We start from the raw sequence: 21,637 nt of genomic DNA on the forward strand, positions 1-21,637 counted from the left end.
TTAGTGAAAGTAGAAAAAAAAGGATTATTATTCCTGTCTTATGGTAGCCCTTCAAGTAAGGATGATTTAGTACCCTATATGACGAGCATTCGTCGTGGCCGTGTACCAACGGAAGCAGAGCTTACAAATCTCACTAAGCGTTATGATACAATCGGTCAATGGGAAAATATTGAGCTTCAAACTATGGCAGAGTGCCAATATAAAGCACTGCTTACTCTGTTGCCAACTATGCCTTCCGCTATTGGTTTTTTACACATGAAACCATCCATTGCAGATGCGGTTGACTGCTTAGTCCAGCAAGGAGTGGAGCATATTATCGCTATTGTAACAGCTCCATTCTTCACCGCTCTCGGTACTGGAGCTTATGAAAAACAAGTGCAAGCAGCCATTTCAAACCATGATAATGTGACATTTGACTTTATCCGTTCATGGTGGGATCAACCAACTTTTAAGGAATACTGGGTAAAAGCACTTTCAAAGTGTGTGCATAATGCTAAAGATGTATTCGTTATTTTTAGTGCGCACAGTATACCTCTTATCAATAATCATGATGGCGATTCGTATGCGTTAGCTTTAGAGGAAAGCGCTAAAGAGATTGCTGAATATTGTAAATTACCGAACTGGACTGTGGCATGGCAAAGTGCGGCTCCTCATGGCCAATGGTTGGAACCTACCGTAGAGGATGCAATCAATGAAGCTTTACAAACTGGTGCTACTCGCATTGCTTTTGTACCATTTGGATTTGTAAGCAATCACGTTGAGGTACTGTACGATAATGATGTGGAGTGTAAAGAACTCGTTGAAGCAAAGGGCGCAACATATATGCGTGCACCCATGCCAAATTGTAATGAAACATTTTTACAAGCAATGGCGAGTGCAATAATAGAAAGGATTCATTCGTGAACGTAACAATTGTGGGCGGTGGCTTAACAGGGCTAACAGCGGCTTATTATTTAGGCCATGCAAAGCCGGAATGGACCATTACTCTTTTCGAACAAGCACCACGATTTGGTGGGAAAATACAAACGCAACGTGTGGATGACTTCGTAGTGGAACTCGGTCCTGACTCCTATTTGGGGCGTAAAACAGAAATGACAGATCTCGTGCATGATCTTGGACTAGGTGATACCCTTGTGTCTAATGAAACAGGTCAAGCCTTTGTATATGATAAGGGCTCTATCCACCCAATTCCGGGCGGCTCCATCATGGGCATTCCTACGGAAATGATGCCCTTTGTGAAAGCAACACTCATTTCATGGCCTGGTAAATTGCGTGCTGGCCTAGATTATTTTAAGAAACCATACCAACTCGATAAAAATGGGGATGTATCCATTGGTCATTTTTTCAAATACCACTTAGGACAAGAAATGATGGATAAGCTCATCGAGCCCCTATTAGCGGGTATCTATGGTGGCGATATTTATAAAATTAGTTTATTGTCGACATTCCCTCATTTTATTCAAGTAGAACAAAAATATGGGAACATGGTGAAAGGTATGATGGCTGCTAAGATGAGTCACTCCAAAGCCGGTGTCTCTAAGGCCACCAAAGGGGCTGTTACTGAAGGGGATGTTCCTCGAGCTGGTAAAGGCACCATGACGGACCGTCAATTTGAAAGTCACGAAGCTAAGACTAGTCAAGATACTTCTGCTGGTAATAGTGTAAGCGGTTCTAGCCATGTGACAAAGACTAGTTCTAATCATCAGTCTGCTAAGGCACAAGCGGATATGGAAAGTCGAAAGGGTACTGCTGCTCAATCCGGTATGTTCCGTCAATTGACAGGTGGCCTTGAAAGCGTGATTACCGCTATCGTTGAGGCCATGCCTAGTAATGTACACTTGCATACAGGTACGCTAGTTTCTGATATTCGATATATTGATGGTGTATATGCAATCGATGTAGTGAAGTCGTGTAACGATTCTTGTGGCTGTCAATCTACGGCAGACCATGTGATTATCACTACACCGCCGGCAACATATACTCAATGGTTCAAGGATGATGCGGGTTTTGATTTCTTGCGTTCCATGGAGCAATCTAGTTGCGCCATTGCTATCATGTCTTTTGATAAAAGCACCTTTGATGGTGATTTAAAGGGATCAGGTCTTCTCATTACTCGTAACACGAATACACCTCTTACAGCGTGTACCATTCTTAATCAAAAATGGCCTCAAACTACCCCTGATGATAAGGTGGTTTTGCGCGTCTTTATTGGTAAGCCAGGTAATGATGTAGTAGAACGACTCAGTGAAGAGGAACTTTCAGAATTGGCAGTCAAAGAAATTCAGCATATTATGAATTTTTCTGCCAAGCCAGAGTGGGTGCGCATCAATCGTCTCATTCACTGCATGCCTCAATATAATGTAGGCCATCGTGCAGGTATTAAAGTCGTACGTGAACATGTAGCCGAGCAGTATCCAAATCTACACCTCATCGGCACACCTTTTGATGGAATCGGGATTCCTGACGGTGTAAAACAAGCAAAAGAACTCGTAGAAAAACTTGTGAATGACAAGTAAAATAGTGACTTGCTTAAAAGAGTTAGTATAGTATTAAGCGACATAGGATTATCTCAGCCTAAAAGCAGTAATTTAGTCTTAACTAAAGAATATACTAATAAAAAATCTCAATAGAAACTAAATTGAAAAGACTCTATATGCTATAATAGTAAGTGGAGTCTTTTGATTTCCGTAATTATAGATATACATTATTATTTTGATATAATCACCATAGATAGGAGTGATCATAATGGGAAAAGCAATCCCTACAGTAGAAGGTTGGCATAGCCAACACATGGTATTTGCCATGGATTTCAGCGCATGGAACTGCTTCACAGAGGATGAAAAAGCAGCAGCGCGCAATGAATTAAAAGCATTCTTAGCCGACCTTGAAGCTAAACATCAAGCTAAAGAAGGTAGCTATGCATTCTATGATTGTAATGGAGCAAAAGGGGATTTAATCTTATGGATTCTCGGTCCATCCCTTGAATACTTGGCTCAAGTAGAACGTAAATTCCGCCGTCTAGCTATTGCAAGCGTATTGGTGCAAACTTATTCTTATACATCTGTAACAGAAGTAAGCACCTATGTTAAGGCCAAGTTAGATACAGAGGAGGTTAATCAAAAATTATATCCTCATGTACCTCGCGATAAATATATCTGTTTTTATAATATGAGTAAAAAACGCGAAGGTGATGACAATTGGTTCATGTTACCACCGCAAGAACGCGGAGCTCTGATGAAAGCTCACGGCGAACTTGGTAAAACATATTTAGACGTTTTATCTGAATTCACTACAGGTGGCTGTGGCCTAGACGACTGGGAATGGGGTATTACTATCTTTAGTAACGACGACATCCAATTCAAAAAAATTGTATACGATATGCGCTTCGAAGAAGCCAGTGCAAAATACGGCATCTTCAGCGACTTCTATGTTGGTACCATCATCGATGATGCACTACTAGAAGAAATCTTTGGATAATAAAAAGGGACTGCGTTGCAGTCCCTTTTTTTCCCTCTAAAATGAAGGCTAAAATTTTAAACAAAAAATTTTTGTATTCTTTTTACTGTACTGTGTAAAATATAATTCACTATATTCGATTATCTTATTAATGGCTATATTTTTATAAAAGAGAACCCCGCATCGATCCGACTTACGAGATCAAGGCCCTAGGCCGCAGACCTGATAAGTATGGAGGAGAGATGCAGGGTTTCTTTTATCACTTAGTATAGAAAAGTGAATTATATTTTGTTGTACTGTTCAGTGAACGTAAATTTTCTGTTCCAGAAAATTATACGTTCATGTTTGCACCTTTACGCACATAGAACCAGTAGCACACAGATACAGTTACAAGGTTGAACGCAAGTAATACAGCAAAGGCTGGGTGAATATTGCCGAACATGGAATATACAAAGCCGAAGATTTTAGGAGTAATGAAGGCACCATATGCAGCTACAGCGGCTACGAAACCTGTAATTAAAGAGGAGAGCAATGGATTGCCAAATACGTGTGGAATCATACGGAATGTTGCGCCGGTAGCAAAACCACAGCATACAAAAGTTAATACGGACATTGCAAAGAAGAATGGGAAGTTGTGCATATCTACACCAACTGCAATTAATGCGGTTGATGCACATAAGCCGATAAGACTAATAAAGGTAACTTTTGTACCACTATTGATTTTATCTGCTAACCAACCACCCACAGGACGAAGGGCACCTGCTACGAGTGGGCCTACAAATGCGATAGAAGCAAATGGAATTTCAGGGAATTCTTTGCCTACTAATAGACCAAGTGCTGCTGCGTAACCAGAGAATGCACCGAAAGAACATGTATAGAGCAATGTTAGCGCCCATGTGTGCTTGTTACCAAAGATTTGTACGAGGTTTTTAGGATTTGGTTTTTCTAGAGGTAGGTTATCCATGAAGCGAGTCATCAATGCAAGGATAACAACAAGAGGTACAACCCACATGAAAGCTGCATTAGCTAGATATACTGCGTTGCCCTTAATAATTGTTGGCGTTACACCAAATACACTACCTAAAGCCGCAGATCCCATAGCAAATGGAGCTAGGAAGTAGATTACAGAAATGCCAAGATTACCAACGCCACCGTTGATACCAAGAGCAGTGCCTTTTTCAGATTTAGGGAAGAAGTTACCAATGTATGCCATAGAGGATGAGAAGTTGGCACCTGCTAAACCGATAAGGGCTGTTAAAATCATAAATGTCGCATAAGAAGTTGTTGTATCTTGTACAGCAAAGCCGAGCCACACAACAGGAACTAATAAGATAATTGTGGAAATAAATGTCCAGTTTTTACCGCCTAACAGTGCTGGCATGTATGTGTATACAAATCGCAATGTGGCACCTACTAGGCCTGGTAAGGCAGCCAATGTAAATAATTGATCAGTAGTAAAGTTAAATCCAGCGCTATTTAGCTGAGCCGCAATGGTTGCCCATAAGTACCAAACACAGAATGAAAGTGTTAAGGCAATAGTGGATATAACGAGGTTTTGTTTAGCAATTTTTTTGCCAAACTTTTCCCAAAATTCCGGATTCTCCGGTTGCCAATTAGCCACGATTTCGCTGCGGCTTGCACCTACTTGAGGCATTTTTAGTTCGTTCATTTTGAACTTCTCCTTACTGTAACAACTATACACGTAGACAAGAAAAATATATAAGATTATATATAGTATATATATATATATAAATGTAAAATCTAAAGAATTTTCATAGAAAGCATTCGATTTACTTACAAAACTGCGTTATAATTATTGTAGCATTAATATTTTTCAATGTCTTACATCACAGATATATTATATAGTGTAATTTTTTTTGTGAATGTGATGTAAAACACACATATTCTGAAATTAATAAGTTATAATAATCATATATATACGAAAAAGTATATAGTATACGTACTTTTACTATAAATAGATTAGTATAACTAATGGATTTTGTTATAAAAGTACTGTGGAGTGATAATGGTATGGATCAAAATTTAATTAACCAATTGCTTGCTTTGCCGGGTGAGGAACTACATCTTAAAAAAGGTGATTTTCTCTTCCGTGAGGGGGACAAGGCAGAATACTTTTACGTAGTAGTAAAAGGTAGAATGAGCATTAAGAAGTTCGAAGCTAGCGGACACATTTTTGCGTTGCGTTTAGTAGGGCCGAATAATGTAATTGGTGAGGTTCCGTTGTATGAGGAGAACACTAGAACATATGTGTTCAACGCCATTGCTCGGGAGGATTGCTCTGTTTATTGTATACGCTATGATGTGTTGGAAGGGGCTATTGCAAAAGACCATTCATTGGCTATTGCAATGATGAAAATCTACACTTTACATATGCGTCGTCAACAGGCAAAATACCGGGACTTGCTACTTTACGGCAAGAAGGGAGCATTCTATTCTACTTTGTTGCGCTTAGCCAATAGTTATGGTGTAAAGCGCGAGGATGGTATCTTTATTGATATTGCCCTAACAAATCAAGAATTGGCTGAGTTTGCTGCCACATCAAGAGAAAGTTTAAATCGCATGTTAAGTGAGTTACGTAAGTTAGGCTATGTAGCCTATGACAAACACCATCTAGTAATCTGTGATTTTGACGCTTTAATCGGATTACTTGATTTAGAGGTTGATGGTATTGACCCTAATATTAGTAATATCGAATAACAGGATTTTCTCCCTTGTGTTAGCACATCTAGCACAAGGGATTTTTTTGTAGTTTTGAAGGAGGACACGAGATGAGCTTGTTGTCTCAAAAGTTTAAGTTTCTTCGCAAGAAGGAAGTATCTCCAAACGGCCATCAAATCACAGAAGATGGAGGTCGTGAATGGGAAAATTATTATCGTGACCGTTGGTCTTACGATAAAGTTGTCCGCACAACGCATGGCGTAAACTGTACTGGTTCTTGTAGCTGGAATATTTATGTTAAAAACGGTGTTGTAGCCTGGGAAAATCAAGCAATTGACTACCCTGAAACACCAGATGATATGCCAGATTATGAACCACGTGGGTGCCCTCGTGGTGCAACATTCTCTTGGTATCTTTATAGCCCTTTGCGCGTAAAATATCCTTATGTACGTGGCGAATTGGCTGAGCTTTGGAGAGAAGCGAAGAAGAATGCTAAGAATCCAATCGAAGCTTGGAAATCTATCGTAGAAGATCCTGAAAAAGCGAAAAAATATAAGTCAGCCCGTGGTATGGGTGGCTTTGTGCGCTCCACATGGGATGAAGCAACAGAAATTACTGCAGCATCCTTACTATATACAGCAAAAACATATGGCCCTGACCGCAACGCAGGCTTCTCTGTAATTCCTGCGATGTCCATGTTGTCCTATGCAGCAGGGGCTCGTTTCCTTAACTTGATGGGTGGCACACCATTGTCCTTCTATGACTGGTATGCCGATTTGCCACCTTCCAGCCCTCAAGTTTGGGGTGAACAAACTGATACACCTGAATCTGGTGACTGGTATAATGCTGGTTACATCATGACGTGGGGTTCTAACGTACCGTTGACCCGTACGCCAGATGCTCACTTCTTGACAGAGGTTCGTTATAAAGGTACTAAAGTAGTATCCGTGTCTCCTGACTATGCGGAATCTACAACTTCTTCCGATGCATGGCTCAATGTAAAAGCTGGTACCGATGCGGCTCTTGCAATGGCAATGGGTCACGTTATCCTAAAAGAATATTACATCGACAAAGAAACTCCATACTTCAAAGAGTATGCAAAAGAGTTCACAGATATGCCATTCCTTGTACGCGTTGAAGATATCAACGGCACAGTTCAACCAGGCCGTTTCTTGAATGCTAAGGACTTAGGTCGCCAAGAGGAAGGCGCTGACTTCCAAATGGTATTGATTGATGAATTAACAAATGAAATCGTTGTACCTAATGGTACAATGGGTGAACGTCACACGAACCCACAAAAATGGAATTTACGACTTGAAAATCGCGACACAGGAGCTAAAATTGATCCTCGCTTGTCCGTATTTGATCAACGTGAAGACGTGACTGTTGTTAAGTTACCGTACTTTGGTGATGAAGAGCACGAAGGTGTTATTGAACGTGCTATTCCTACTATTACGGTACAAACTGCAGATGGTCCTGTGAAAGTAACTACAGTGTATGACCTCATTCTTGCTAACTACGGTATTGACCGTGGTATCGGTGGTGAAGTGGCTACAAGCTATACTGATGACACTCCATACACACCTACATGGCAAGAAAAAATCACTGGCGTAAAAGCGGACATTGCTATTGCTACAGCACGTGAATTTGCAGATAATGCTGAAAAAACGAACGGTCGTTCCATGATTATCATGGGCGGTGGTATCAACCACTGGTACCATGCTGATGTTATTTACCGTACTATTTTGAACCTTATCATGTTCTGTGGTACAGAAGGCGTTAATGGCGGTGGTTGGGCCCACTACGTAGGTCAAGAAAAGCTTCGTCCTGTTGAAGGTTGGGGTGGTATCATGACTGCCAATGACTGGAGTAAGGCTCCTCGTTTGCAAAATGGTACATCTTGGTTCTACTTTGCTACAGAGCAATATCGTTCTGACTGCATCGATTTGGCAGACCGCGTATCTAAATTGGCTAAACCTCGCTATCGTCATCCTGGGGATTACAATGTATTAGCGGCTCGTTTAGGTTGGTTGCCATCTTATCCTACTTTCAATAAAGGTAGCCAAGAATTGATTAATGATGCTCGTGCAGCCGGTGCTAGTACAGAAGCGGAAATCAACCAATATGTGGCACAAGCCTTGAAAAATAAAGATTTACAATTCTGTGTAGAGGATCCAGCAGCTAAAGAAAACCATCCACGTAACTTGTTTGTATGGCGTGCGAACCTTATCGGTTCTTCTTCTAAAGGCCACGAATACTTCTTGAAACATTTATTAGGCACAAAAAATGCCGTATTGGAAGATGATGATGCTCCTACACGCCCAGAAGAAATTAGATGGCGTGAAGCAGATGGTGCGGGTAAGCTTGATCTCTTAATTGATATCGACTTCCGTATGGCGTCTACAGGTTTATATTCTGATATCGTGTTCCCCGCAGCTACATGGTATGAAAAAGAAGACTTGTCTTCTACGGACATGCATCCATATGTACATGTATTCCAAGCAGCTGTTGATTGCGCATGGGAAACTAAATCCGACTGGGATACATTCCGCACTCTTGCAGAAACAGTATCTCGCGTAGCAAAAGAATCTGGCTTTACAGAATATGAAGATATTGTAGCTACTCCACTTGGCCATGATAGCCCAGGCGAAGTAGCGCAACCAGAAGGTAAAGTTCTTGATTGGAGTAAAGGCGAATGTGAACCAATCCCTGGTAAAACAATGCCGAACCTCGTTCATGTAAAACGCGATTACAGTCAGATCTTTGAAAAATACATTGCTTTAGGACCTAATATCGAAAATAAAATGGGTGCTCACGGTTTGGCGTGGGATGTATCTGACGAATATCAAACATTGTATGGTCAAAATGGTACGATTGATAATCCAGACTTCATTTCTCATGGCCGTCCAAGCATTTACGAATGTAAGGAAGCTTGTAATGTTGTATTAACATTATCTTCTTGTACAAATGGTAAATTAGCGGTTCGTTCTTGGAAAGCGATGGAAGAAAAAACAGGTCTTTCTGGGCTTGAAAAGAATGCAAAAGGTCGTGAACAAGAAAAAATTACCTTCGATGACATGGTTCGTCAACCACGCTTTATCATTAGCTCTGTAACAAGTACTGGTAAGAACGATAAAAATCGTCGTTATTCTCCATTTACAACATCTACAGAAGATAAGGTACCATTCCGTACTGTAACAGGTCGTCAATCGTTCTATTGTGATCATGAAATGATGCGCGACTATGGCGAAGCTATGGCATTGTACAAACCTGTATTGTCATATAAACCAGTACAAGGTGATTATAAACAAGAAGGTATTCCAGAAATTACGTTGAAATACTTAACACCACATAATAAGTGGTCTACACATAGTATGTACTTTGATAGCCAACAAATGTTAACATTATTCCGCGGAGGCCAAACAATTTGGCTTAACGAAGATGATGCAGCAGAAATTGGTGTTAAAGATAACGACTGGGTAGAAGCTTTCAATAAAAATGGTGTAGTTGCAGCTCGTGCAGTTGTATCTCCACGTATTCCTCGTGGCATTTCTTATATGCATCACTCCCAAGACCGTCACATCAACGTTCCTGGTACGCAAGTTAAGAAAGATCGTCGCGGTGGTACACACAATGCGCCAACACATATTCACATGAAGCCGACACACATGATCGGCGGTTATGGTCAATTGAGCTATGGTTTTAACTACTATGGCCCAACTGGTAACCAACGTGATATGACAATTGTGGCTCGTAAATTGAAGGAGGTGGATTGGCTTGAAGATTAAAGCTCAAGTATCCATGGTCCTAAATTTGGACAAGTGTTTAGGCTGTCATACATGCTCTATTACTTGTAAAAATACATGGACGAACCGCGAAGGCGCGGAATATATGTACTTTAATAACGTGGAAACCCGCCCTGGTGTAGGTTACCCACGTAATTGGGAAAACCAAGAGAAATGGAAGGGTGGCTGGACTCTCGATAAAAGCGGTAATTTGGCGCTTTCCACAGGCTCTAAAGGCTCTCGATTGATGAAGTTGTTCTATCATCCAGAACAACCAGAAATTACGGATTACTTTGAACCTTGGACATACGATTATGAAACATTGATTCATACCGGTCGTAAAAATAATCAACCTGTAGCACGTCCTCGTTCTTTGTTAACAAAGCAAAAAATGGAAGTAACATGGGGCCCTAACTGGGATGATGATTTGGCTGGTGGTCATCATGCACGGGAAGATGTGAACTTGGCTAAGATGGGTGATGATATCGTATTTGACTACGAAGAAGTATTCATGCGTTATTTACCACGTCTTTGTAACCACTGTTTGAATCCTGCATGTGTAGCAGCATGCCCATCCGGTGCTATCTACAAGCGTGATGAAGATGGTGTTGTACTTGTTTCTCAAGATGTATGCCGCGGTTGGAGACATTGCGTTCCATCTTGCCCATACAAAAAAATCTTCTATAACTGGGAAACGAATAAAGCTGAAAAATGTGTATTCTGTTATCCTCGTTTGGAAAATGGTCTGCCTCAAATATGCGCTGAAACATGTGTAGGTCGTATGCGCTATGTTGGTGTAGTCTTATACGATATGGACAAAGTTCAAGAAATGGCAGCTACGAAGGATGAACAAGACATCTACCAAAATACAGTAGATTTAATCTTGGACCCTAATGATCCAGAGGTTATTAAAGCCGCTCGCGAAGCAGGTATCTCTGAAGCATTCTTGAAAGCAGCTAAAAAATCTCCTGTTTACAAGCTTGTAAAAGAATGGGGCGTTGCATTGCCATTGCATCCAGAGTATCGCACATTGCCAATGGTTTGGTATGTGCCACCGCTCAGCCCAATTTTACAACGTGTTACATCTGATGTATACTTGCCAGATGCACATGAAATGCGCGTGCCTGTACAATACTTAGCTAATATGTTTACTGCTGGTAATACAGATATTTTAGCTCGTGTATTACAACGCATTCTCGATATGCGTGAATACATGCGTCGCCGTGAAACAGGTGATGAAGCAATCGCTCATGAAGTAGATCTTACAGAAGAGCAAATGTATGCTATGTACAAATTGTTAGCCTTGTCTAAATATAATGATCGCTTTGTTATTCCATCTGATGTAAAAGTATCTCGCGAAGGTCGCCTTGAAATGCAACATAATCGCGGCTTTGCTTGCCCTACAGGGGGATGTCAATAATGAAGGATGCTCAGAAAATCGCTCTTATTGCGTCATTTCTTCTGCGCTATCCTGATGAACAATGGTATAACGAACTACCTGAATGGAGAGAGGACGCCCAATCTGTTGGGCATCCTCAACTTCGCCAAGGTTTATTAGAATTCTTCGACTATGTAGAGGAATCCGATAAAAAAGAATTTGAAGACCAATATGTTCGTACCTTTGATTTTAGTCAAAATACAACAATGTATTTGTCGACTTATGAATTACAAGGTACTGGGGAACAAGCAGAAGAACTCGTTAAATTTAAAGCTTTCTTCCTAGAAAACGACTATGATTTGCCAAAAGAAATGCCAGACTATGTTCCAGCACTTCTTGAATTATGTGCCGTTATCGATGATGAAAAAGCAAAAGAAATTTACGACTATTGTAAGCCAAAATTGGAATACATTAGAGAACGCTTCATTGAGGCTAAATTGCCTTATGCATTCTTGTTTGATATTATCTTGTCTGTTGCAAATGGATTGGAGGACGGTGCACGATGAATCTATTCCTTTGGGGCGCTTTGCCTTACATCGCTTTCACCTTCTTAATCGTAGGTACTTTGGTTCGTTTCTTCTACTTTGAAAGAAACTGGACTACAAAATCGAGTGAATTTTTAGAGAAAAAACAATTGCGCATTGCCAATCCATTGTTCCACTTTGGCTTGCTTTGCGTTATCGGTGGTCACGTAGTAGGTGTGTTAATCCCTAAAACTTGGACTGCTGCAATCGGTATTAATGACCATTTGTACCATGAAGGTGCTTTATACATGGGTGCTGTAGCTGGTATTATCTTTATCGTAGGCTTCTTGCTTTTGATGAAACGTCGCTTTACTGTGCCTGCTATGAAAGTTAATACATCTGGTCTTGATAAATGGTTATATTTGTTCTTAACATTAGCCATTTTCAGCGGTATGGCTGGTACATTGCTTAATGCATCTGGTTTCTTTGATTACCGCGTATCTATCGGTCCTTGGTTCCGTAGCTTACTATCCTTTATGCCTGATCCATCCTTGATGGAAGGCGTACCATTCATGTTTAAATTCCATATGTTAGCGTGGATGGTGGTAGCTATTATCTTCCCATTCAGCCGTTTGGTACACTGCTTGAGTGTTCCACTCAACTACTTAACACGTCCGTTCATTGTATATCGTAAACGTGACGAAAAATAATTAGGATGATGATTGATTTGTATGCCCTTCATGATATGACAAATTAATCTTAGCCCCTTGTAATAGTGAAAGCTGATGCTCACTACTACAAGGGGCTTTTATTTATTAATTTTTGTTAGAGTAGTTTAGATAACATAACATAACACTATTTCTGATTTAATTACCTAGCTTTTACCGAAACACTTTTGAGTTGTTTATATAGTTAAAATGAAAGACTAAATTAGAATTATTCTTATAATGAATGCTACCTATCTAATATAAGTAATCTGCAAATTTCGATTTAAATGATAAAATATGTTAAGTAAAATTGATATTTCAGGAATTATGTTAGAGAGGTTTATGATGAATCAAGTGGAAACGAAACAGTATAAGAGTATTTACCATATCTTTATATGGATTGCAGTATTCTCCTTAATTATGATCGGTTTGCTAGAGTGGGGCTATATCGTAGGTGGTCGTGCCTTCGGGAACTATAAAGTCTATACAGGCCTTGTACCTTGGTGTACGTGGATTGTGATGACTTATTTGGCAACTCGTCCTAAATGGTTTACAAGTCGTTATAATTTATGTGAAATGTTCAAGGTTCACCGTGCATTAGGTATTGCATCTGTAGCTGTTATTGCATTCCATTTGTATCTCTATTTCGGTAAAGCTGCTAAATCCGTTCTCGGTTGGTGGGGTGGCTATGTAGCCCTTACTTCCTTCGGTATTGGTACTATTTCTGGCCTTGCGTTCTTGACGCCAAAACTTAGAAAAGTTACACCATCTGGTCGTAATGTTGGTATTTGGCTTCATCGTTTAAATCTCGTAGCATTAGTTGCTGCGGATATCCATATTCATGGTTTTAATCGTATTTCTAAAATGGTACCATTCTTACAAGTCTTTGATATCATTACATACGGTCTCGTTCTTTACTGCATTTACTTGATGTTTAAAAAGAAATAATATGAATTACTAGAATCTCTTCTGTATCATGCAGAAGGGATTTTTCGTTACATTTATAGTTTCTAGTAAATTAACATAGGATCTTAACATAAGATATTATCAGTTTGAGTCATAAATGATTATGAGATTGATATACATTTTCCCTTTACTCATATAATGAAAATTGTTATTATCTGTATGTTAAACATGATAATGATAATTAGGTTCACAGATTCATTATCTATTCATTTTTATTCTTGTTATTTTTATTGTGTGAGGTTTAGTATGATTAAACGTAAAATGACCAGTGCTTTTGCAGTGGCTGCCATGATGGGTGTGGCTACAGCTTTTGCTGTTAACCCATTTTCTGATGTTCCTTCTGATAGCTGGGCTTATCAAGCAGTAGATCAATTGGCTACAGCTGGTATTATCAATGGATATCCTGATGGTACTTTCAAAGGGCAAAATAATATTACGCGTTATGAAATGGCTCAAATGATTGCGAAAGGTATGGCTAATCAAGATCGGGCAAATGCGGAACAACAAGCTATGTTAAATCGCTTGGCTGATGAATTTTCCAATGAATTGAATACACTTGGTGTGCGTGTAGCTAAATTGGAAGACCGTGTAGGCAATGTAAAAGTTACTGGTGATGCTCGTATCAACTACATCGGTAAAGAGGGTGGCGATGGTTATGATTACGAAGATAAGATCACAGCTCGTGTACGTCTAGGTCTCGATGCAAAGGTTAATAAAAATACCTCTGTTAAAGCGCGTATTACTACAGGTTCTATTGAGCTAGGTGATAGCTCTAAAGAGGCACAAGCTAATTGGGATTTGGCATACGTAGAGCACAAGTTCGGTAAAAATGTTGTGGTCGATGCGGGGCGCTATACTCAAAAATTTGGCGGTGGTCTCATTTATAACTCCAACTTTGATGGTGTTGGTGCTACAGCTAAGCTTGGTAAAAAAGTGACATTAAATGGTGGCTATGGTTATATGACAGCAGGCCGTTTTGCAAAAGTTTCCAAGGAAAATAACGGTGATGTGGGCATTGTGAATGCTAATGTGGCTGTAAATGATCACTTTAGCTTTGGTGGTATGCTTGCTCATGTTGGCACAGCGAATGTACGCATGGGTAATGGCAAGAAAAATAATGATTTTGATAATGTATATGGCTTCAATGCGAAATATAATGTAGGTAAACTTGATGTTCACGGTGAGTGGGTTAAAGCATCGGGCTTGAGTGATTCTGATATTTGGAATGTAGGCGCTAAATGGGGCAACTACAAAATTGATAAAAAGAATTCTTGGGCAGTAGGCTTAGATTACTACGATCAAGCTAAAAATGCACCGATTTTCAAAACACAAAAATACGAATCTAATGATTTACAAAAAACAACGCGTTTTGAAGGTTATAAGGCGTGGGAGTTGGGCGCATCTTATGCACCAGAGAAAAATATTGGCATTAATGCATACTACGGTTTCAATGCTAAAACACAAGAAGGCAATCGCGTAAATGATTACTATCGTGCGGATCTTAACTTCAAATTCTAATGTAATAATTGGATTCTAATTTAATCAGTAATTAGTTCTAAGTAGAATGCTATAGGGTGAGAGTGTTTTATTAGCATGCTACATTAGGCCAAACTAGATGTATACTTGTAGATCGTATAGGACGTAGAGAGGTTTATTATGGCAGAAGTTGTAAAAAAACAGTTTAAGAGTAAATACCATATTTTAATTTGGATTGCAGTTTTATCCCTAATATTTATGGGTATGGTGGAATATGGTTATGTAACAGGTGGTAGACCATTCGGCAACTGGAAGGTTCACTTAGGACTTATTCCTTATGTGGCATGGCTTGTATTAACATACATTGCAACAAAACCAAAATGGTTTATCAAACGATATAATCCAAAAGAAATGTTTGAAGTTCATCGCATTGTAGGTATTGTTAGTGTTGTTCTCGTATGTGCACACTGGTATGTATACTTCTTGAAAGCTTTGAAATCCTTCTTAGGCTTCTGGGGCGGTTATATCTCCCTTGTGGCTATGTTTATTGCTCTTATCTTTGCGGTATTATACTTAACACCTTGGGTAGGCAATATGGCAAAATCTGTATCCCGTAAAAAAGCAATCTGGATTCATCGCTTGAATCTAATTGCCATTATTGCGGCAAATATCCATGTTCATGGATTTGGCCGTTTATCTAAAATGGTACCATTCTTGCCTGTATTTGACGTAGTAACTTATGCGCTTGTTATTTACTATATTTATTGGATGTTCAAACAAAAATAATATATTGTAGGCATCTCTTTCTTTAGTAAAAGTAGGGGAACCACATGATAAAAGAGACCATCTCTGGCCCTTATGGGTATAAGCGATGGTCTTTTTTTGTCGTTTGCGATACAATAGAATCATAAGTATATATTCTATGGATTTATGTAAATATATGCTATTGCATTCTTTTGAGGTAAGAGTAAAAATCTGTTCTATAAACATTTTTTTGTATTATAGTATACTTTAGCTCATATCGATATGTATATTACTACCTTTATAGGTAATTTCAAATAGGAAAGAAGGATATTATGGATTCTTCTTGGAAACGAATTATATACCTAATCTGTACTATACAGGTTGGTGGGGGTATAACAATTATCGGTGTATTATCCTTCCTTCCGTTATTTTTAGCTGAGCTAGGCCTGCATGATCCAGGGGAAGCGGCCATGTGGGCAGGCCTTGTATCAGGTGTAACGCCTTGTATGGTGGCACTGAGTGCACCATATTGGTCGCGTAAGGCAAATCAGCTTGGTCCGCGTAAGGTAATGATGTTCATCTTGTTTACCCTGATGGTGACTGTTGGCGCCTGTGCTTTTACACAAACACCATGGCAGTTATTGATGTTACGTATCTTGCAAGGCGTGGTAGGGGGCTATGTTCCAATAGGATTGGCTATTATTATTCTCGTAACCCCTGAGGATAAGGTACCTTGGGCAATGGGCTTATACCAAGCTTCCATGGTTATGGGCCTCGTATTTGGACCACTCATGGGTGGTTTGGCGGCGGACTTATTAGGTTATCGCGCTCCATTTGTTATGTTCTCATCCTTAACAGGGCTTTGTATGTTGGGGATTTATCTATTCATGCCTAATCTACAGTTTGAGCATAAGGTAGATGCTAGAGAGTCGCAGCTGTCTCTAATTAAATCCTTTTTGGTCATACCTCGTGTTCGCCTCTTGGTAGGGTTATTGTTTCTATGTAATTTTGGTATTACCGGCATTGGCCCCATTTTACCACTATACATTAAGCACTATATGCATATGAATGATGAGTTTGTAGCCACTATTGTTGGTATAATCATCTTTGGCGCTGGTTTGTTTAGTGCTTTAGCTTCAATCTCCATTGGTAAGATAACAGAACGTTTAACCATGCCTCGTATTGTTTTTACTGCTACATGGGCTGTAGGGACTTTGTTTATACTTCAATATATAATGCCTAGCATATGGGGACTTGGTATATTCCGTGCCATTGCAGGATTCTTCATGGGCTTTATTACACCGATTGCCAATACGCTCATATCCAAGGCGGTTCCTATTGAGCGGCGAGGTATCGTGTTTGGTGCGGTGTCTAGTGTGGCCATGATGGGAAATGTATTGGGGCCTGTCCTTAGTGGCATGATTGCTCGTGCCTTTGGGTACGGGGCGGTCTTTTGGTCTACAGCAGCTATATTCTTTGTAGCGGCGCTGTTTATTTATCGTAGTTTAGTTATTCCCAGTGAAAGTCAATCGGCATAGCTGATTTGCTTTCACCGTTTTAGACATAGTTAAATATATTTAGTAGTATGTATAGAATCTATAAATACTATGTAGAGAAAACGTATGGCAAACTCCAATATGGGGCCGTATGTTGCGAAATGTTTCAAAGGTATTGAGCTGTCTAATCTGCAAGAGAGATGAGAGTGCATCGTTATGTTATTAAAACAATTAGAGTATTTTGTGTGTGTAGTAGATAACAACAGTTTTACACAAGCTGCAACAGAGCAATATGTATCTCAATCTGCTATATCTCAGCAAATCAAAGCTCTTGAAACTAGTCTTGGTGTTGAACTAATGGTTCGAGAAAAACGAAGCTTTCATCTAACACCAGCAGGACAATATTTATATCGATCTGGGAAAAAACTATTAGAAAGGTTTCATGATATTAAGGTAGAAACGACGCGTATCGGTACAGATGCACGTGTGAGTTTGCGCATTGGTTATTTGAATCGTTACAGTGGAATTGCTATGCAGCAAACGGTGATTCACATGGCAAAGCGTTATAAAAATTTAGATATTCGTATGTACAGCGGCAGTCATGAAGAGCTATATGGCATGCTCAGTGATCGTCGTGTAGATGTAGTATTTAATGATCAATGGCAAATTTTATCTGATGATTTTGAAAGTCATTTAATTGATAAAGCCACTACATTTATTGAGGTACCACAAGGATATACTAATGAAGACTGTGTAGAACTAAAGCATATCAATGATTTACCACTTATTTTATTGTGTCGTGGGAAATATACCTTGTCTGAAGAAGAACATTATCGCAAAGCTATAGGTTATAATGGCGCCTTCGCTTATGCTCGTACGTTAGAAGAAGCACGATACTTGGTTGCAGGGCAGCAAGGGCTATTACTATTAGATTGTTTTAAATATTTAACAGATTCTATGCCAGGTATCGAACGTAAGGTATTGATGAATCATGGTAAAACTATGGAACGCCACTACTACTTTATATCTCAACGAAATCAAAATAATTCATATATTGTAGCACTCAGAGATATGTTTCAGCAGGTACTTGAAGAATTATAAATGAGATTATAAATGAAAAAGCCGTTAGCAATTTGCTAACGACTTTTTTCTTTTTCTGTATATGTCTATTTGTATTTTCCTTATATAGTTATGATAGTATTAGAAATTTAAATTTTTCTTGTATCTATGAGTATAGCCTTACAAAAAGTCTCTTAACATCATGAAGCCATCAATACATAGTTTGATACCGTAAATGACGAGAACCGAACCACAGAAACGGTTAATCCATGCCATATGAGTAATTTTAATTTTTTTAGCTAGTAGATGCATTGTAGTAGCTAGAGAACCAAACCAAATTGGTGTCATAACTAAGAAACCAGCGAAGAAGTGGTAGATGCTTTCTTTTGGAATATTAGCTTGAAAAGCACCGAGCATCATTGTCGCATCTAGAATGGCTTGAGGATTGCCCCATGATACCGCAATGGCTGAGACAATAATTTTTCTAATTGGAATATGTGTGTCCACATTGCGCATGTCTGGTTCAGTTTTAAATATATTAAAGCCCATATAAACAATGAGGAGGCCCCCAAAGAGGAGAACTATGAGCTTTGTGAGTGGCCACATTTCAAGAACGGCACCAATACCATAGAAGGCGGCAGCACTTAAACTCATGTCAAAAAACGCTAGTATGATTAGCGTCAATATAATGCGACGGACAGGTTGCACCAAGGCCGTATTAATAATGAAGAGGTTTTGCATGCCAACAGGGGCAAACGTAGCGAGGCCGACAAGAAGTCCTTGTAAGAAGTACATATTAACCCTCCTGACTATGGTATGATAAAGTACTAATAAGGTGAATAGTAGCACGAAACCCCTCCATTACTGGAGGGGTCCTTACTATTCTATTCATATATAATTATAACATAATATACAATATATGTATATTTTCTACCATAAACCTATCATATGTTGTGCCATAAGGCTTACGGCAGAAATAGCAATCCAGCAACAAGCACCTAAGGTTAGAGCAGAGCCGCCGGATTTTAATAATTTTACAATATTTGTATTAAGGCCGATTGCTACCATAGCCATTGTAATAAAGTATTTGGAAATTGTTTTGAAGATACTCAAGAATTGAATATCTACATTAGCATAGGATAATGCTGTTGTAATAAGGGAGCAAAGTACAAAGTATAAAACAAATCTTGGGAAAATCTTAGCAATACTAACATTTGCACCATCTGTCTGAGAGGCATTTTTCTTGGCTTTGTATACTTGATAACTAGCGAGGCCTAAACATATAGGAATAATAGCTAGGGTACGTGTTAGCTTTACGATAGTAGCATATTCCAAAACTTGAGTGCCCGTACCTTTCATACTATCCCATACAGCAGCTGTTGCTGTTACAGAAGAAGTATCGTTAACTGCAGTACCAGCGAACAATCCAAAGCCCATGTTAGAGAGCCCAATGGCGTCGCCTAATTGAGGGAATACGAAGGCGGCTACCACATTGAAGAAGAATACAACAGAGATTGCTTGTGCAATATCATGATCCTCTGCTTTAATAACTGGTGCCGCTGCAGCAATAGCGGAACCACCACAAATGGATGAACCAACACCGATGAGAACAGCTGAGTTAGAGTCAATATGGGTTAATCGATAAATAACATAGGATACGATTAACGATGTAGCGATGGTAGAAATGATGACAGGTAAAGAAATCCAACCTACATGTAGAATCTGTGTAATGTTAAGACCAAAGCCCAACAAAATAACGGCCCACTGTAAAATCTTTTTGGATGTAAATCCAATGCCAGCACCTGTTTTTTCCCGTTTCCAAGAGGTGAAGATAGAACCGATAATTATACCTAAAATGATGGCAAAGATTGGACTACCTACTAGATGAAATTGCTGTCCTAGTAGCCAACAAGGAATAGCGAGAATGGCACAGAGCAAAATGCCTGGCAACGTTTTTTGATTGATACCCATTATAAAACCTCCTTACTGTACATACAGTTCACGTCATATGCGGTATCATGTGGCGTTTGCTTTCTATAGTGTTAATAGTACCATAGGAAGGGTTTTAAAATCTACTATATATGTCAGAATTATACAGAATATTCATCGCATTTTTGAAGTTTTTATATGATTAATATAAATAAAAACAAATTATAAGATAGGAGTTAATATTATTGAGTTAAAGATTTTATATAATCGTAAAATTCATAATAATAATTTATAAGTTGAAATTTAAACTTGTTTTGTGATGAATAAGGTGTATATAATGAATAGAATCTATTTCAGGTGGAAATAGAGTATATAAAGTGAGGACCCTTATGATTGATATTACAAAAATAATTGAAACCAATAAAGAATATGTGAAACAACACCCTGAGCTACCAAAGGCGGGGCTAACAAGCCATCCTACAAAAAAGTTAGGCATCGTAACTTGTATGGATACCCGCTTAGTAGGTATGCTAGAAGAAGCACTAGGCTTTAATCGAGGTGAGATAATTGTCATCAAAACTGCAGGAAATAGTGTAACACAACCTATCGATAACATAGTGCAAAGCTTGCTCGTTGCTACCTATGGTATGGAAATTGAAGATGTGCTAATCATCGGTCATGAAAACTGCGGTATGATCGATTTTTCTGCTACTACATTCATGGAATCTATGAAAGCGAAAGGTATCAGTGAAGATGCTATTCGCATGATCGAACCGGGCCTTATCGACTGGATGGATCGATTCCATATCTCTGAAGACAATGTAATTTATACAGTTAACTTCCTACGCCACCATCCACTATTTCCAAAAGGGATGGGTTTCTATGGGGGCATGATGGATCCTGATACAGGCGAATTCCGCTACCTTGAAATCTAGGCTAAGATTTGATGGGGCCCAAGTTGATTTGTACATTTAGGTGAAAAAGAACGATAACTAACCTCTACGCTCCAAAGCGAGCTAAGTCGCTAATCGGTTAGTCATCACTCTTTTTATAACTGTATTTGTGAACTCGTCCCATCGAGTCTATTCATAAATCAATAAAACAAAATTCACTGTATCAAATGAGTAAGGGACGAAAAAGTTATCGTTCTTTTTCCAACTGTACCTATGAATTAGTCCCATCAAATCTGAATGTTCATTAACGAGTTAGCGTAATTTCGCCGCATCAAGAGTGAACAAAGAAAGGGAATGGCTTAGCCATTCCCTTTTCTTGCTCTCTATATAGCCAACCTATTATTTTCGCATTTAAGGTTGATGGTAGGACTATATGGGACTATTACATAAGTACAGCCATAAAAATCACAGAACCTAGTAAAGAGCGACTTAGCTCGCTTTGGAGCGATGAGCTAGGTTCTGTAATTTTTAACTAGGGTCTCACT

The 21,637-nt window shown here is 39.2% G+C and carries 17 protein-coding genes; 14 read left to right on the forward strand and 3 right to left on the reverse strand.

The features are described 5' to 3' along the window. The first annotated feature begins 3 nt into the window (after positions 1-3). The 3 genes from hemH to hemQ all read left to right on the forward strand — a co-directional run bounded on the left by hemH (position 4) and on the right by hemQ (position 3,477). On the forward strand, positions 4-903 hold the full coding sequence (gene hemH, locus AAA071_RS07080; RefSeq protein ID WP_278473162.1) for a ferrochelatase: 900 nt from the start codon (positions 4-6) through the stop codon (positions 901-903). Further along, the gene (gene hemG, locus AAA071_RS07085; RefSeq protein ID WP_278456702.1) at positions 900-2,516 is read left to right on the forward strand and encodes a protoporphyrinogen oxidase; all 1,617 of its coding nucleotides are present in this window, start codon (positions 900-902) and stop codon (positions 2,514-2,516) included. Before hemH ends, hemG begins: the two co-directional genes overlap by 4 nt. Positions 2,517-2,745: 229 nt before the next feature. Next, a complete protein-coding gene (hemQ, locus tag AAA071_RS07090) occupies positions 2,746-3,477 on the forward strand; it encodes a hydrogen peroxide-dependent heme synthase (RefSeq protein WP_278456701.1) in 732 nt (243 codons plus the stop codon). 310 nt (positions 3,478-3,787) lie between these two features. Here the strand turns inward: hemQ and AAA071_RS07095 are convergent, their stop codons facing one another. Then, complete coding sequence (locus AAA071_RS07095; RefSeq protein WP_004697837.1) at positions 3,788-5,125, reverse strand: MFS transporter; 1,338 nt, start codon at positions 5,123-5,125, stop codon at positions 3,788-3,790. A gap of 362 nt (positions 5,126-5,487) precedes the next feature. Between AAA071_RS07095 and AAA071_RS07100 the strand changes: the two genes are divergently transcribed. From AAA071_RS07100 to AAA071_RS07145, 10 genes are all read left to right on the forward strand, one after another. Beyond that, entirely contained in the window at positions 5,488-6,174 is a 687-nt protein-coding gene (locus AAA071_RS07100; protein WP_118091059.1) for a Crp/Fnr family transcriptional regulator, read from the forward strand. Positions 6,175-6,245: 71 nt separating this feature from the next. After that, positions 6,246-9,923, forward strand: a complete 3,678-nt coding sequence (locus tag AAA071_RS07105; protein WP_278456700.1) for a nitrate reductase subunit alpha — start codon at positions 6,246-6,248, stop codon at positions 9,921-9,923. Further along, positions 9,913-11,340, forward strand: a complete 1,428-nt coding sequence (gene narH / locus AAA071_RS07110; RefSeq protein WP_316581425.1) for a nitrate reductase subunit beta — start codon at positions 9,913-9,915, stop codon at positions 11,338-11,340. The genes AAA071_RS07105 and narH overlap by 11 nt, the downstream gene beginning before the upstream one ends. After that, the gene (narJ, locus tag AAA071_RS07115) at positions 11,340-11,864 is read left to right on the forward strand and encodes a nitrate reductase molybdenum cofactor assembly chaperone (protein WP_054748527.1); all 525 of its coding nucleotides are present in this window, start codon (positions 11,340-11,342) and stop codon (positions 11,862-11,864) included. The genes narH and narJ overlap by 1 nt, the downstream gene beginning before the upstream one ends. Continuing rightward, entirely contained in the window at positions 11,861-12,532 is a 672-nt protein-coding gene (gene narI, locus AAA071_RS07120) for a respiratory nitrate reductase subunit gamma (protein ID WP_105081540.1), read from the forward strand. The genes narJ and narI overlap by 4 nt, the downstream gene beginning before the upstream one ends. 342 nt (positions 12,533-12,874) lie before the next feature. After that, positions 12,875-13,477 carry a ferric reductase-like transmembrane domain-containing protein gene (locus AAA071_RS07125; protein WP_156719445.1) on the forward strand — a complete coding sequence of 201 codons (603 nt, stop codon included), beginning with the start codon at positions 12,875-12,877 and terminating at the stop codon, positions 13,475-13,477. Between the two features lie 264 nt (positions 13,478-13,741). Continuing rightward, entirely contained in the window at positions 13,742-15,013 is a 1,272-nt protein-coding gene (locus tag AAA071_RS07130) for a putative porin (RefSeq protein ID WP_187002507.1), read from the forward strand. 138 nt (positions 15,014-15,151) lie between these two features. After that, the gene (locus AAA071_RS07135) at positions 15,152-15,757 is read left to right on the forward strand and encodes a hypothetical protein (protein WP_012863818.1); all 606 of its coding nucleotides are present in this window, start codon (positions 15,152-15,154) and stop codon (positions 15,755-15,757) included. A gap of 290 nt (positions 15,758-16,047) precedes the next feature. Then, a complete protein-coding gene (locus tag AAA071_RS07140; RefSeq protein ID WP_316105074.1) occupies positions 16,048-17,253 on the forward strand; it encodes an MFS transporter in 1,206 nt (401 codons plus the stop codon). Between the two features lie 174 nt (positions 17,254-17,427). Then, a complete protein-coding gene (locus tag AAA071_RS07145) occupies positions 17,428-18,312 on the forward strand; it encodes a LysR family transcriptional regulator (protein WP_314095459.1) in 885 nt (294 codons plus the stop codon). 138 nt (positions 18,313-18,450) lie between these two features. Here the strand turns inward: AAA071_RS07145 and AAA071_RS07150 are convergent, their stop codons facing one another. Beyond that, on the reverse strand, positions 18,451-19,065 hold the full coding sequence (locus AAA071_RS07150) for a LysE/ArgO family amino acid transporter (protein WP_004694005.1): 615 nt from the start codon (positions 19,063-19,065) through the stop codon (positions 18,451-18,453). A 135-nt stretch (positions 19,066-19,200) separates the two neighbouring features. Beyond that, the gene (locus AAA071_RS07155; protein WP_077708027.1) at positions 19,201-20,241 is read right to left on the reverse strand and encodes a YeiH family protein; all 1,041 of its coding nucleotides are present in this window, start codon (positions 20,239-20,241) and stop codon (positions 19,201-19,203) included. A gap of 347 nt (positions 20,242-20,588) precedes the next feature. On the opposite strand from AAA071_RS07155, the gene AAA071_RS07160 reads away from it, so the two are divergent. Then, a complete protein-coding gene (locus AAA071_RS07160) occupies positions 20,589-21,134 on the forward strand; it encodes a beta-class carbonic anhydrase (protein WP_012863820.1) in 546 nt (181 codons plus the stop codon). Positions 21,135-21,637 lie beyond the last annotated feature (503 nt).

The organism is Veillonella parvula (assembly GCF_040097785.1).
In the GTDB taxonomy this organism is placed as follows: Bacteria; Bacillota; Negativicutes; order Veillonellales; family Veillonellaceae; genus Veillonella; species Veillonella parvula_D.

Excerpts from the sequence above, each read along its gene's own strand:
- AAA071_RS07125 (WP_156719445.1), top strand. The coding sequence starts at position 12,875 with ATGAATCAAGTGGAAACGAAACAGTATAAGAGTATTTACCATATCTTT.
- AAA071_RS07100 (WP_118091059.1), top strand. The coding sequence starts at position 5,488 with ATGGATCAAAATTTAATTAACCAATTGCTTGCTTTGCCGGGTGAGGAA.
- AAA071_RS07135 (WP_012863818.1), top strand. The coding sequence starts at position 15,152 with ATGGCAGAAGTTGTAAAAAAACAGTTTAAGAGTAAATACCATATTTTA.
- narI (WP_105081540.1), top strand. The coding sequence starts at position 11,861 with ATGAATCTATTCCTTTGGGGCGCTTTGCCTTACATCGCTTTCACCTTC.
- AAA071_RS07150 (WP_004694005.1), bottom strand. The coding sequence starts at position 19,065 with ATGTACTTCTTACAAGGACTTCTTGTCGGCCTCGCTACGTTTGCCCCT.
- AAA071_RS07145 (WP_314095459.1), top strand. The coding sequence starts at position 17,428 with ATGTTATTAAAACAATTAGAGTATTTTGTGTGTGTAGTAGATAACAAC.
- AAA071_RS07105 (WP_278456700.1), top strand. The coding sequence starts at position 6,246 with ATGAGCTTGTTGTCTCAAAAGTTTAAGTTTCTTCGCAAGAAGGAAGTA.
- hemQ (WP_278456701.1), top strand. The coding sequence starts at position 2,746 with ATGGGAAAAGCAATCCCTACAGTAGAAGGTTGGCATAGCCAACACATG.
- AAA071_RS07155 (WP_077708027.1), bottom strand. The coding sequence starts at position 20,241 with ATGGGTATCAATCAAAAAACGTTGCCAGGCATTTTGCTCTGTGCCATT.
- AAA071_RS07140 (WP_316105074.1), top strand. The coding sequence starts at position 16,048 with ATGGATTCTTCTTGGAAACGAATTATATACCTAATCTGTACTATACAG.
- AAA071_RS07095 (WP_004697837.1), bottom strand. The coding sequence starts at position 5,125 with ATGAACGAACTAAAAATGCCTCAAGTAGGTGCAAGCCGCAGCGAAATC.
- narJ (WP_054748527.1), top strand. The coding sequence starts at position 11,340 with ATGAAGGATGCTCAGAAAATCGCTCTTATTGCGTCATTTCTTCTGCGC.
- AAA071_RS07160 (WP_012863820.1), top strand. The coding sequence starts at position 20,589 with ATGATTGATATTACAAAAATAATTGAAACCAATAAAGAATATGTGAAA.
- AAA071_RS07130 (WP_187002507.1), top strand. The coding sequence starts at position 13,742 with ATGATTAAACGTAAAATGACCAGTGCTTTTGCAGTGGCTGCCATGATG.